The following is a 12,533-nucleotide window of genomic DNA, read 5'->3' on the forward strand; positions in this document are numbered from 1 at the left end:
CCGCCGAACGATCGCGGCGCGGCCCGCTGCGGATCGGCGGGCGTCCCGTGGCGGCCCGACTGCGGGCCGGTGCGCCGCGGTTGACCAGGGAGGTGCTGGACGGGCTGCCCGCCGAGCTGCCCGCGTACGCGGCGCTGCCGGCCGAGGAACTGGCCGGGGACATCGCCGAGATCGTGCAGCACACCGTGCGCCTGTTCGCCGACGTCGTGGAGGGCCGGCTCACCGCCTGCGACGCCGACCTCGCGCCGCAGCGCGCCTCGGCGGCCCAGCGGGCGGAGGAGGGCGTACCGCTCGACGCGATTCTGACCGCCTATCAGATCGGCGTGGAGATGTGCTGGCGGGAGACCACCGGTCAGGCCCGCCCGGAGGAACTCGCGGACGTCCTAGCCCTGTTCGCCGACCTGCTCGGGCTCCAGCGGGCCATCGTCACGGCGGTCAGCTCGGCCTATCTGGAGGCCTGTCGACTGGCGGCCGGCCCGGAACAGAGCGGCCGGCACGAGCTGTTCGCGGCGCTGTTGGCGGGCGAATCGGCGGACGCGGTCGCCGGGCGGACGGGGGTGCGCCCGGCGGCCCGGTACCTGGTGCTGACGCTGGCGCTGGCCGCGCACCCGGACGAGGCCCGGCCCGGCCCGTGTGCCGTCATCGCCGCGCGGCGCAAGCTGCGCCGGATTCGGCAGGCCCTGGACGGATTCACCGGCGCGCCCGCGCTGGCCGCGCTCGACCCGCGCGGAGGGACGGTGCTGCTGCCGGTGGACGCCGCGCCGGGCTGGCCCGAGGTACGCGCCCTGATCGCACACGCGGCGCACGCGGCCGACACCGCGATCACCGCGTCGGCCGCGCTCACCGAGCCGACCGGGATCCCGGACGCGGTGGACCGCAACGCCGAGGTGCTGCGCCTGGTCCGCGGCAGTGGCCGCGGCCCCGGCCTGTACCTGCTCGCCGACGTGCTGCTGGACTACCAACTCAGCCGACCGAGCGCCGCGTTGCCCGGTCTGGCCGGCCTGCTCGCGCCGCTCGACCGCAGGCCCGAACTGCTGCTGACGCTGGAGACCTACCTGACCCACGGCCGCGACCGCCGAGCCACCGCCGCGACGCTGCACCTGCACCCGAACACCGTGGACTACCGCATCCGCCGGGTGACCGGGCTCACCGGGCTGTCCCCGGGCCGCGCCGACGACCTGCATCGCCTGAACGCTGCGCTGGTGGCCCGGCGCACACTGCGCACGGACGGAGTGGGCGGGGGACTCGGGGGCGCCTGAGGCGGCCGGTTTTCGTGCTGTGCGGACGGGTCGGCGGCGAGGGGCCGGTCCGGCATCTCCGAATCGGCGGCGAGGGGCCGGTTCAGCACCTTCGGGTCAGCGGCGAAGGGCCGGGTACAGCACTTCGGGGTCGGCGGACAGGGCGGCCTTGGCGTCGCGGCTGTAGTGGTCGACGAGGACCTCGTACAGCTCGGCCTCGACCGCGTCGAAGGTCTGCGCGGCGACGTCGGCCGGGGCGATCTTGGGCAGTTGTACGCCCGCCGCCATGTCGGTGTCGATGAAGCCCGCGTGCACGCCGATCACCAGGGTGCCCTGGGCGGCGAGTTCGAGACGCAGCGCGTTGGTCAGCGACCAGGCGGCGGCCTTGGAGGCGCTGTACGAGCCGACTCGGGGGATGGTCATGAAGGACAACACGGAGAGCATGTTGACCAGCGCGCCGCCGCCGTTGCGGGCCAGGACGGGGGCGAACGCGCGGCTCAGCGAGAGGGTGCCGAAGTAGTTGGTCTCGATCTCCGCGCGGGCCGGGTCCAGGCTCTCCGCGGTCAGGAACGAGGCGGCGCGGGAGACGCCCGCGTTGTTGACGAGCAGGTCGACGTCGTCGAGTCGGCGGGCGACCTCGGCCACCTGGTCGGGATCGGTGATGTCCAGCTCGATCGGCATGACCCCGGGGTCGGTGACGGTGCCCGGGTCGCGGGCGCCGGCGTATACGGTGCGCGCTCCGCGTTCGACCAGGGCGCGGGTGAAGGCGCGGCCGAGGCCGCGGTTGGCCCCGGTGACGAGGGCTACCGAACCTGCGATCTTCATGCGGGTGCTTCTTTCGGGATCGGGAGGGTGGAACCGCGGTACGGGGCGGCGGGTTGCCTGCCGGGTGGCCGGGTGGCCGGGTGGCCGGGTGGCCGGGTGGCCGGGTGGCCGGGCTGCGGGTCGTTGGTCGAGGTGGGCGGACGGGTGGGTCAGGCGAGGCGCTCGATGATGGTGACGTTGGCCATGCCGCCGCCTTCGCACATGGTCTGCAGGCCGTAGCGGCCGTTGCTGCGTTCGAGTTCGTTGAGCAGCGTGGCCAGCAGTTTGGTGCCGCTCGCGCCCAGGGGGTGGCCGAGTGCGATCGCACCGCCGTTGACGTTGACCCGCTCCGGGTCCGCGCCGGTCGCGCGCTGCCAGGCGAGGACCACGGACGCGAACGCCTCGTTGATCTCGACCAGGTCGATGTCGTCCAGGGACAGGCCGGTGCGTTCCAACGCCCGGGCGGTCGCCGGGATCGGTCCGGTCAACATCATCACCGGGTCGTCGCCGAGCACGGTGAGGTGGTGGATCCGGGCGCGCGGGCGCAATCCGTGTACACGCAGGGCGCGTTCGGAGACCACGAGGGCGGCCGAGGCGCCGTCGGAGACCTGGCTCGCGAGCGCCGCGGTGATCCGGCCGCCGGGGCGCAGGGTGGGCAGCGAGCGGATCTTGGCCGGGTCCGGCTCGCGCGGGCCCTCGTCCCGGGTGACCTCGCCGTACGGCACGATCTCGTTGGCGAAGCGACCCTCGCGCTGGGCGCGCAGCGCGCGTTCGTGCGACGTGATCGCGAACGCCTCCATCTCCTCCCGGGTCAGGCCCCAGCGCTCGGCGATCAGTTCGGCCGCGCGGAACTGGGTGATCTCCTGGTCGCCGAACCGGTCCCGCCAGCCCTGCGCGCCGTCGTACGGGGTCTCGAAGCCGAACTCCCGTCCGGCGCGCAGCGACGCGGAGATCGGTACGGCGCTCATGTTCTGTACGCCGCCGGCGACCACGACGTCGGCGGTGCCGCTGAGTACGGCCTGCGCGGCGAAGTGCACGGCCTGCTGGGAGGAGCCGCACTGGCGGTCGATGGTGGTGCCCGGGACGCTCGTCGGGAGACCGGCGGACAGCCAGGAGGTGCGGGCGATGTTGCCGGCCTGCGGGCCGATCACGTCGAGGCAGCCGAAGATCACGTCGTCCACGGCGGCGGGATCGAGGCCGGTGCCGTCGATCAGACTGCGCAGGATGTGCGCGCCGAGGTCGGCGGGGTGGACCTTGGCGAGACCTCCGTTGCGCTTGCCGACCGGGGTTCGGATGGCGTCGACGATGTACGCCTCGTTGCTCATGAGCGGCCGCCTTTCGACAGGGCGTGCGATCGGGCCTGGCGGCGTCCGCGCGCTGTGGCGATCCGCCCGAGGCCAGAGGGTTGGAAAATCCAACTCGCTTCTCCGTCAACGTAGCGCGAGTGGGTTGGAGATGGCAACCTTGTCGATGTGATCGTCATGAGTGGTTCCTCGAACGGTTCGTCCGCCGACGACTCGACGGCGTCCGCCGGCGGCTCCAAAGCCCCGACCCGGTCCGGACGCGGGCCGGTCGGGCGGCCGTGTTCGGTCGCGGCCACGCTGTCGGTGGTGGGCGAGAAGTGGGCGCTGCTCGCCATCCGCGAGCTGAGCTTCGGCAATCACCGCTTCGACGCGATCGCGCGCAACACCGGCGCGCCGCGCGACATCCTCACCACCAGGCTGCGCGCGCTGGAGGCGGCCGGGATTCTGGAGCGCCGCCGCTACCAGGAGCGTCCGCCGCGCTTCGAGTACCACCTGACCGACCAGGGCCGCGACCTCGCGCCCGTGTTGCAGACCCTGGCCTCCTGGGGCGACCGCTGGCTGACCGAGGAGCCGCCGGTGGTGTTCGGGCACGGCGACCACGAACTGGACGTCGCGGTGATGTGCCGGGGCTGTGGCCGGGAGGTCGAGCCGGGCAGCGTGCAGATCCACGTCCACGCGAAGGGGTGGGACCGGGCGGGGCCGGTGGGATGAGGGGTCGACCCGGCGGGGGCGGGTGACGGGTGGGTCGGCGGGCGTCCTCGTGGGCGCGGCGAACGGTGCCACCGCCTCGCGGCCGCGGGCGTGGTCCCGACCGCGGCATCCGTCGATCCGTGGATCGGCGGATGCCGGGCGCGCGGGCGGGAGCGTACGTCCTTCGCTACCTCACCGTCGTGATCGGACTCGCCCGGAAGCCGGGCGGCCGGGTCGCACCCTCCCATTGGCCCCGGGGCCCCGCGCATCGGCGATGTGCCACAGCGCGGCCCATTGATGCGCCGTCAGATCCTTCGGCAGTGCGAACGGCGGGAGCCGCTCGTCCCGGAACCAGCCGCGCAGCGCGGTACCCGCGAACCGCCCCGTCCGGGCGAGGACCTCGCGCAGGCCGCGGCCCGGTCCGGTGAACACCTCGCGCACCAACTCCTGGTACGGGCCCGGTCGTTCCTCGACCAGTGGGATATCCCGGCGCGTCATCGTGAGCAGCCCGCCGTCCACCGACGGCATCGGCCGGAACGCCCGAGCCGGCACGCGCGCGTGCAGCCCGAACTCGAACCACGGCCACCAGGCCGCCGTCAGCATCGTCGCCCCGCCCACGCCCGCCCGCCGCCGGGCCACCTCCCACTGCACCAACAACACCGCGCTCCGCCAGTGCTCGGTTTCCAACAGTCGTCGCAACACCGGGGTGGTCAGATGAAACGGCAGATTTCCCACCACGGTGTGCGGCTCGTGCGGAAACCGGAACCGCAGTACATCGGCGGCCACGACCTCGACGTGTCCGGGCACCCTACGAGCCAGCCGCCGGGCGCGCTTCGGGTCGAGCTCGACCGCCGTGATCGGCCGCCCGGTCCGAGCGAGCGGCAACGTGATGGCGCCGTCGCCGGGCCCGATCTCGACGATCGGCCCGGACGTACGGGCGACCAGGTCCTCGAAGAGTGCGATCACCGCACGATCGACAAGGAAGTTCTGACCAAGCTCATGACGTCCACCATGAGTGGGATAAGGCACGAGGGGACTCCGCGAAGGCAGTTCGGAGCCGGGCAGCACGAAGGGCCGCACCGGCGAATGGACCCGAAGTGCGGCGGAACTGGGAGAGAAGAGACCCTCGGCCCGCCGCTAGAAGCGGCGAGTCCTCGTGAAGGCGGAAGCGAACATGCTCCGACCATAGCCCGACACCCGCGCTGTCCTCGAACCCATTTCCCGGCCGGGGGTCAGGGAGGCGGGCGGAGCCTCGGTGGGATCGGAGGTGGGGCTTGGTACGAATCGGCGCAACTGGTAGGTGGTCGGCCGCATCAACCGTCCGCAGAAGATGTCGATCCTGATGGTCGACGCATCGAGCTGCTAGTCCTCGGCATGCGGGTGCCGGAGACAAGCCCCTGCCTGTGAAGGCTCTCCGGACGCGAAGGTCACCTCCCAGTGCCCCGCGCCGGGCGCGAAGCGGGCAGCGTCCCGCCGACGCCGCTCCTGCGCCCGTTGCTTCCGCCTTCCCCTTCCCCTGCCCTGGCATGGTCCCGGCATCGTTGTCGACCACCACTACGACAAGGCAATTCGCCGGCACGCCGGCGCGGCGTGCGCGCTTGAGCGGCGGGCTGGGTGGGGGAGGGGTCCCTGCTCGCCCGAGGTGCCTCCGGAGCAAGCCTGCGATTGTCACGGTTCGTTACGCGCATGCGTAGGCGCCGGGGTGTGCCGGCCGATGCGTACGAACCCGACCGAGCCGGCGACGAAGACACCGGCAGCGTGGCGTGTGGGGACCGGTGGGAACGGCGACGGCACCGCGGAACGGCGGGACTTCCAGGGTTTCGTACATCGGTCGAGCAGTGGCGGTTGTCGCCGGGGCGGGTGTGCCGTTGTCGGGGTGACGAACGGGGCTGAAGGGGCTGATATTGCGTCCTGTGACCATGTCACCGGTCTGCGACAGCGGTGTCGTGGGACGACGACTCCCATATCCCCGGCGTCCGCGGGCGCTTCATAGTGATCACGCAGACACCGAGAAGCCGAGATCGTCTCGGCCTCAACTACGGGATACCAAGGGGTATTTACATGTCCGGCAACCGCCGCAAGTCCATTCTCGTCTCCGCAGCCCTCCTCGGCGGCGCCATGCTGATGACGGCGTGCCAGGGCACGGACTCGAACTCGGGTGCTGCGAAGGGTGCTGCGCCCGCCCCTGTCGCCGGCCAGGCGGTCGCGCCGTCCGGCTCATCGACCACGGGCGGCAACCAGGGCGCCGAGGCCAACCAGGTCACCAATCAGCTCAGCAATCAGGGCGGCAATCAGGGTGGCGGCAAGACCTCGACCGGGAAGGACTCAGCCGGGAAGACCTCCGGCGGGCAGGGCACCACCGGCACCACCGGCGGGGCCGGGAACGACGACAGCTCGATCGGCAAGTGCCGCACCGACGACCTCAGGGCCACCGCGCAGGACGCCACCATCGGCGGCGACGACGAACTCACCGTCATGGTGACGTTCAAGAACATCGGCCACAACTGCACGATGTCCGGATTCGCGGGCGTCGACCTCCAGACCGCCAAGGGGCCCCTGTCCGCCAAGCGCGTCGGCGCCCCGGCCGACCCGTTCGTCCTCAAGAGCGACAAGTCCGTGTCCTTCGGCGTCACCTACCCCAGCGGCGCCACCGGCGACTACGGCGTCAAGATCACGGGCCTGCAGGTCACCCCGCCCGGAGAGACCAAGACCATCACCCTCAGCTGGCCCGGCACCCCCACCCTGCCGGTCATCGACGGCGCCGGCTCCCCGGTCAACGTCGGCCCCATCGGCGGCGCCGGCCAAGGCGGCTGACCCACACACCCGCAACACCGACGCACACCCCGGGCCCCGCCCCACCGCACAAGCGGTGGGGCCCCTGCCCACAGACCCATCAACACAGCCACCCACATGCCGGCCTGCGGCCGGCATCGGTGTCGGCGCCGACGGATGATCGATCGGCGTGCAACGACCCGGCCCTGATGCGCACCGACGCCATGCGTCGTCGTGAGCACCCCGCCGTCCGCCGAGAGCATCGACCGAAACGCCCGCGGGAATCGACGGGCGCGGTCGACGGAGCCGAGACCGACACTCGGCACATGAACCAGGAACACGAGGCCGCGTCGACGGACCCCGCCGAGGTGTTCTCCGGCGCTGGTGACCTCGACGTGCTCAGGGCCTGTCCGGCGGATCATGCCGGGCAGTTCACCGACGCTGGATTGCTGTAGCTACCCGCCGGACAAGTGCCTCGACATCGGCCACAGTCATCGGGAACGCTTGGCACGATGACCAGAATCGACGACACGCCGCCCGCGTGGGACGAGCGCGCACAGCTCACCACATTTCTCGACTACACACGTGCCACCGCCCGCGCCAAGTGCGATGGCGTCTCCGCGGAGAACGCCCGCAAGGCGCTCCTGCCGGGCTCACCGCTGATGACCGTGAGCGGATTGATCAACCACCTCCGCTGGGTCGAGTACCACTGGTTCCGGGTGGTCTTCCTCGGCGAGGAGGACCGGGGCCCCTGGACCGATGAGGACCCCGACCGCGAGATGCGTATCGCCGTCGACTTCCCGCTCGCGCAGTTGCTCGACGAATACGCCGAACAGAGCGCCCGCCACCGCGAACTGGTCGCCGGGAACAGCCTGGACACCCAGGCCAGGGGAGCCGTCCGCGACGGTCTCCACGTCGACCTGCGCTGGATCCTCCTGCACCTCACCGAGGAGACGGCCCGCCACAACGGCCACCTGGACATCCTGCGCGAGATGCTCGACGGCACGACCGGCGACTAGACACGGCGGAGATCACGGCCGGAGCCGGAGCCGGATCGAGGCGATGGTGGGCCGTGGAAGACGGAGACACGGACCAACAGCGGGCCAACACTCGTTCGGCCGCCTGTCCGACGGGTCTGCGTCAGCGGGAGAGCTTCATGGCTTCGGCGAAGATCGTCCACGCCCGATAGTCGTACGTGTGGATGGGCCCCGAGACCACCTTGCTGTCCCTGACCAGGACACCACGGCTGTCGAGGGCGGTTTCGACACAACCGCCGCCGTCGCTGTAGGACGAGGTTCTCCACGCTGGCGTGGTGTTTGGCTGTGACATGTGACCTCCCAGGCTAGGCATGCTTTCCTCCATCATGGAACCGGGGCGTGACTCGCGGAAACGCGGGGCCATCGATCCTGCGTGCGTTGCTGCACAGATCGACCGTCGGCCGTTGGAAGACGGCGCGAGATCGACCTACTTCGAGTGGAACTCCCGCAGACTGCACAGGAATTCCGCGCTCTCGTCCGGCTCGAGAGACAGCGTCTCGATAGCAGCGAAGGCATCGGCGAAGCCCGCCACCTGATCTTCCTTGGTGAAGTACGTGCTACCGCTGAGGTTTTCCGTGTAGACGACGTCCGGCATCTCAGTCTCGCGTGGCAACTTGAGCCACAGGAAGGCATTGGTCAGCCCTCTGTGGGCACCAGCCTCGAACGTGACCACTCTGATCGTGATGTTGGGCAGCACGGCAAGGTCGATCAGGTGTGAAATCTGGTCTCGCATGATGGCATGGCTACCGATGACGCGGCGTAGGGCGCTCTCGTCGATGAGAGCCAGCAGACTCGGCGGAGACTCACGCCGAAGCAATTCCTGGCGGCGCAAGCGCAGTCGGACGCGGCCCTCGACCAGCGACTGATCCGTGGTGTGCACACTGATGATCTCTCGGGCGTACTCCTCGATCTGGAGCATGCCAAACAGCATTCCGTTGCTGACGGTTCTGAGCTCGTCGGCCGCCGTCTCGACGGCGAACAGTTGGCCCAAGCCCTGTGGGACGACGCCGGCCTCGTCCTGCCACCAATCCGGCAGCTTCGCCTTCTCCATCAGAGCGAGCGTGTCCTCGACCTCATGAGGACCTCGCTCATACAAGCGAAGCAGTTCGGCGATCTCGATGCGCTTGAGCGGCCACTGGCGACCGGTTTCATAGCGCGAAATCTTGGGCGTGGAACCGTCGATCGCTTCGGCCGCCGCCTTCGCGGAAACCCCGGCCTCGTCGCGGTACTTACGCATGCGACGACCGAGTTGAACGCTGGCCACTGTCGGCTCCGGCCTGTTCTCCGCCAACACGTCTCCTCGACTGCCCGTGTCCAGATGTCGCCGTCATCCTGCCGCATGGTGTGACGCGGCGATGCTCCTCGCCCTGAGAGTGCCGCGCCGAATCGTCGCACGGAATCACTCTTCTCATTGAAATTTCAGAGATGTCTCTTGCGCTGAGAATGTTCGCTTGTATCTTGAGGTTACCTTCGTGCTACTGATCGTGATCATGCGGGAAGGCAGTTTTGGGCGAGCAAGACCCCCTGCCGCAAGGGAGTTCGAGATGACATCAGCCCCAGCCCCCCAGCTGGATCTGCCTAGGGACACGGTCGTGACAAAGGCCGCTCGTGCATACGTACTTGACGTGTGCACCGCCCTGGGCGTCGACCGAACCACCGAGGGTCATGCCAATTGGCTGGATGACGTCCTCGTGGTTGCAACCGAGTTGGTCACCAATGCTTGGAGGCACACCACCGGCGAGATCGCCGTCCACTGGTGGGTCGACGGGCCCACGCTGATGTTCGGCGTCACGGACACCCGATTTGTGGAGCTCATATGGACTTGTGACTTGGACGCCGTGCCTGCGGAGGGCGAAGCTGGACGGGGACTTGGGATTGTCGCGAACCTCGCGGACCACTTGGCCTACGGACCCATTCGTAACGACGGCCACGATGGCAAGTGGGTCGCTGCCGGATTCACCCTTCCCGGTGCCCTCCATGCTGTGCATCGTCGTCGAGCAGCAGGGAACCGTCCGGCCTGGCATCGCGATCGGAGCGTCACGGGGCTTGGTGGCCCGGAAGGAAGCGAAAGCCCGATCAAGGGCTGTACGAGTCCATATCGGGCAATTCGGGCGGCACTTCGACTTCTTGCGGTGCAAACCTCAGCGGGAGTGGTGAGGGGCGTGGCTCGTGCGATGTGCCGTAGCCGTACAGGTTCGTCGTCCAGCGCGGCCCTGACCCCGAGGCCCCAGAGGGTGCCGGCGGCCGATTGAGCGAAGAGAAGGAAGACCGGGCGGCCGAATGTCGCCGCCTCCTCGACCGGCAGCGGTCGGGCGTCTCGATTCCAGGCGTGAGCCCGGCCGCTGCCTCCACCTATCCACCGTGAGGCAGTGATGGAGATTCAAGAATATCGAGCCGACGCACAGCCGCGGATTCGTGTCGGTTGTCGTGTTCGGCACGTCGATGCGCATGCCGATCTTCCGGAGGGAACGGTCGTTGCCCTTCCGCCCGCGTCGGAGCGTGTTGCCGTGGTGCAGCCGCATCGGGTGGGGAGGTTGCCCTACCTGTGCCCGATCGGTCACCTGGCGGTGCTCGATCTCGATGTGGAACTGGGCAGGGCGGTACGGCGGTTGATGCGGGTGGACCACCTCGGTCGCGAAGTCGGCGCAGTGTTGTTGTCGGTGACATCGACCGGGAAGCCTTGCCTCCGTCCGGCCGTGCGGACCGAGCCGATTCGGGAGGTGGGATGAGCAGGCGTTATGTGTGGCCTGAACTCCCTTTCGCGGTACAGGGGTTCATCGAGACTACGGTCGGGCCCGTGCTCTCGGTCGAGTCCGTTTCCGGTCCCCACACCAGTTCCTTCGCCGCGACCGTCACCACCCCGACCGGTCCGGTGTTCGTCAAGGTCGCCGAGGAGGACACCGCACCGCTGTCGGCGCGAGCGCAGACGAGCGAGATCGCGGCGAGCGCCGTCACGGGAGTGCTGTCGCCACGCTTGTTGCGGCACGGCACGGTCGACGGATGGCGCGTACTGGTCTTCGAACACGTGGAGGGCCGTCCCCTCCGGCTGTGCCTGGGATCACCGGACATGGTGCTGGTGGTCGGAGCCCTCGACCGCATCGGGCGCATCCGACCCGGCCGCAGCGCCGGCCTGCCCACACTGGTCGGGCGGCTGCGGTCACACCTGCCGCCGGGACGTACCGGACCGCTGTGTGGCAACCGCCTGCTGCACACCGACCTGACCTCGGCCAACATGATCGTCCGGCCGGACGGGCGGCTGTCCGTCGTCGACTGGGGGCAGGTGGCACTCGGGCCGCCATGGGCGGAGGTCGCCTACCTGGGCGCGAACCTGGTGGACGCCGGCCACAACTTCGGCGAGGTCCGCCGCTGGATGTGGCGGTTCCCCGAGTGGCGACGGGCGTCCCCCAGCGCGCGGCGGGCGCTCGCGGAAGCGATGGTCGGCCATACAGCCGGCCACGCGACCTGGTGGCCCCTCCTGATCGAACCGCCCATCGCGGGCTGACCCGTCCGGGTCCGGCGCCGAGCGCGGGCCGCACCGTGGCGGCCCGCGCCGGATCGGTAGGGCGCTCGCAGCGGTGGACGGGATGCCGGCGACGCAAACTGTGGAGATGATTCGTGCGGTGACGGCGGAGGGGAGCCGATGAACGCCGAAGCGAGGTGGATGTTTGAGCGCTACGGCGTCGAGCGTGTCGACGAGGTCGAGCCGATCGTGCGGGCGCTCTACGCGGAGGTGTATGCCGAGGCTCCCTACAACGAGACGGCGGAGAGCGTGGCGGCTTGGATCGCGGGTCCGTGGGCCAGGCAGCGGGCCATGGCGGGATTCGCGGTCGTGGTCGCGCGTGCGCGGGAGGGGCAGCCCGCAGGCATGGGGTACGGGGTGGCGTTGCCGGTGGGGTCGCGGTGGTGGGCGGGGTTGCCGAGTCCGCTGCCGCTGGACGAGGCTCGTGAGGACGGGAAGCGCACGTTCGTGATCATGGAGTTCGTAGTGCGGAGTGGTTTTCGGCGCGATGGGCTCGGCAGCGCTTTGCACGACGCGTTGGTCGGTCCGTGGCGAGGAGAACGGACCGCGTTGACGGCTCGACAGGATGCTCCGGGGGCCTTGGCGTTTTGGTCGGCTCAGGGGTACCGCTCGTTGGGGCCGAGCGTTCCGCGTGAGAGTGGGCCACGGTTCGAGACGTTCGTGCGTTCGGTCGACTGACGACTTGGCGAGTAATGCCGTGTCGCTCGGTGCCCGGGATGTGCTGGTTCACCGGTGTGAGTGATGTGGTGGATGGGGCAGTTGGGCCGCCCGGGTGAGGGAGGCCGCCGAATGTCGCGACTCGGGCCGGCCAACCGCTTGAACCCCCCGAGCACCGCTTCGGGAGCCCGTCGCCCACCACTCCGCCACGACCCACGTCACCCCCCTCCGGCGCCGCTGCGCACTCGGCGGCTCCCCGGCGCGTCAGCGCCCACGACTTGATCGTCGACCAGTGATCGACGAGCACGCGAGGAGAGCGGCCGGAGGCCGCCGGCGGCGCAGCCGCCCCCGCGCGAAGCGCGGCGTTTCCGGGAGCGGCCGGAGGCCGCCGGCGGCGCAGCCGCCCCGCCCGCAGGGCGGCTTTTCCAGTGACGCTCTGTGCGCGAGGGCCCCGATCGGCTATCACAATCGATCATGTTCGGCCAAATTTGATGCGCTTGTGAACGGGTGG

Annotated in this window: 14 protein-coding genes; 9 read left to right on the forward strand and 5 right to left on the reverse strand. The window is 70.0% G+C overall.

The annotated features are described in order from the left end of the window. Window positions 1–26 precede the first annotated feature (26 nt). The gene (locus OG948_RS21630) at window positions 27–1,259 is read left to right on the forward strand and encodes a PucR family transcriptional regulator (protein WP_406300310.1); all 1,233 of its coding nucleotides are present in this window, start codon (window positions 27–29) and stop codon (window positions 1,257–1,259) included. A gap of 96 nt (window positions 1,260–1,355) precedes the next feature. Here OG948_RS21630 and OG948_RS21635 read toward each other — a convergent pair whose 3' ends face one another. Together OG948_RS21635 and OG948_RS21640 are read right to left on the reverse strand one after the other, a co-directional pair. Next, the gene (locus OG948_RS21635; protein WP_406298117.1) at window positions 1,356–2,063 is read right to left on the reverse strand and encodes an SDR family oxidoreductase; all 708 of its coding nucleotides are present in this window, start codon (window positions 2,061–2,063) and stop codon (window positions 1,356–1,358) included. A 149-nt stretch (window positions 2,064–2,212) separates the two neighbouring features. Beyond that, window positions 2,213–3,367, reverse strand: coding sequence for an acetyl-CoA C-acetyltransferase (locus OG948_RS21640; RefSeq protein ID WP_406298118.1), 1,155 nt, complete (start codon window positions 3,365–3,367; stop codon window positions 2,213–2,215). A 156-nt stretch (window positions 3,368–3,523) separates the two neighbouring features. Between OG948_RS21640 and OG948_RS21645 the strand changes: the two genes are divergently transcribed. Continuing rightward, the gene (locus tag OG948_RS21645) at window positions 3,524–4,057 is read left to right on the forward strand and encodes a winged helix-turn-helix transcriptional regulator (protein ID WP_406298119.1); all 534 of its coding nucleotides are present in this window, start codon (window positions 3,524–3,526) and stop codon (window positions 4,055–4,057) included. A gap of 171 nt (window positions 4,058–4,228) precedes the next feature. Here OG948_RS21645 and erm read toward each other — a convergent pair whose 3' ends face one another. After that, window positions 4,229–5,065 carry a 23S ribosomal RNA methyltransferase Erm gene (gene erm, locus OG948_RS21650; RefSeq protein WP_406298120.1) on the reverse strand — a complete coding sequence of 279 codons (837 nt, stop codon included), beginning with the start codon at window positions 5,063–5,065 and terminating at the stop codon, window positions 4,229–4,231. A 1,032-nt stretch (window positions 5,066–6,097) separates the two neighbouring features. On the opposite strand from erm, the gene OG948_RS21655 reads away from it, so the two are divergent. From OG948_RS21655 to OG948_RS21665, 3 genes are all read left to right on the forward strand, one after another. Further along, the gene (locus OG948_RS21655) at window positions 6,098–6,850 is read left to right on the forward strand and encodes a DUF4232 domain-containing protein (protein ID WP_406298121.1); all 753 of its coding nucleotides are present in this window, start codon (window positions 6,098–6,100) and stop codon (window positions 6,848–6,850) included. Window positions 6,851–7,134: 284 nt separating this feature from the next. Further along, window positions 7,135–7,263 carry a hypothetical protein gene (locus tag OG948_RS21660; RefSeq protein ID WP_406298122.1) on the forward strand — a complete coding sequence of 43 codons (129 nt, stop codon included), beginning with the start codon at window positions 7,135–7,137 and terminating at the stop codon, window positions 7,261–7,263. Between the two features lie 57 nt (window positions 7,264–7,320). Continuing rightward, entirely contained in the window at window positions 7,321–7,827 is a 507-nt protein-coding gene (locus OG948_RS21665; protein ID WP_406298123.1) for a DinB family protein, read from the forward strand. A gap of 121 nt (window positions 7,828–7,948) precedes the next feature. Here the strand turns inward: OG948_RS21665 and OG948_RS21670 are convergent, their stop codons facing one another. Together OG948_RS21670 and OG948_RS21675 are read right to left on the reverse strand one after the other, a co-directional pair. Then, window positions 7,949–8,137: a DUF397 domain-containing protein gene (locus OG948_RS21670; RefSeq protein ID WP_406298124.1), complete on the reverse strand. Its 189-nt coding sequence runs from the start codon at window positions 8,135–8,137 to the stop codon at window positions 7,949–7,951. Window positions 8,138–8,272: 135 nt separating this feature from the next. Beyond that, on the reverse strand, window positions 8,273–9,139 hold the full coding sequence (locus OG948_RS21675; RefSeq protein ID WP_406298125.1) for a helix-turn-helix domain-containing protein: 867 nt from the start codon (window positions 9,137–9,139) through the stop codon (window positions 8,273–8,275). Window positions 9,140–9,389: 250 nt separating this feature from the next. Between OG948_RS21675 and OG948_RS21680 the strand changes: the two genes are divergently transcribed. The 4 genes from OG948_RS21680 to OG948_RS21695 all read left to right on the forward strand — a co-directional run bounded on the left by OG948_RS21680 (window position 9,390) and on the right by OG948_RS21695 (window position 12,043). Continuing rightward, window positions 9,390–10,097 carry an ATP-binding protein gene (locus tag OG948_RS21680; RefSeq protein ID WP_406300311.1) on the forward strand — a complete coding sequence of 236 codons (708 nt, stop codon included), beginning with the start codon at window positions 9,390–9,392 and terminating at the stop codon, window positions 10,095–10,097. 117 nt (window positions 10,098–10,214) lie between these two features. Further along, complete coding sequence (locus OG948_RS21685) at window positions 10,215–10,574, forward strand: hypothetical protein (RefSeq protein ID WP_406298127.1); 360 nt, start codon at window positions 10,215–10,217, stop codon at window positions 10,572–10,574. Window positions 10,575–10,642: 68 nt separating this feature from the next. Then, the gene (locus tag OG948_RS21690) at window positions 10,643–11,347 is read left to right on the forward strand and encodes a phosphotransferase (protein WP_406298128.1); all 705 of its coding nucleotides are present in this window, start codon (window positions 10,643–10,645) and stop codon (window positions 11,345–11,347) included. A gap of 138 nt (window positions 11,348–11,485) precedes the next feature. After that, complete coding sequence (locus tag OG948_RS21695; protein ID WP_406298129.1) at window positions 11,486–12,043, forward strand: GNAT family N-acetyltransferase; 558 nt, start codon at window positions 11,486–11,488, stop codon at window positions 12,041–12,043. Window positions 12,044–12,533 lie beyond the last annotated feature (490 nt).

Origin of the sequence: Embleya sp. NBC_00888 (assembly GCF_045207655.1) — a bacterium.
Lineage (GTDB): Bacteria > Actinomycetota > Actinomycetes > Streptomycetales > Streptomycetaceae > Embleya.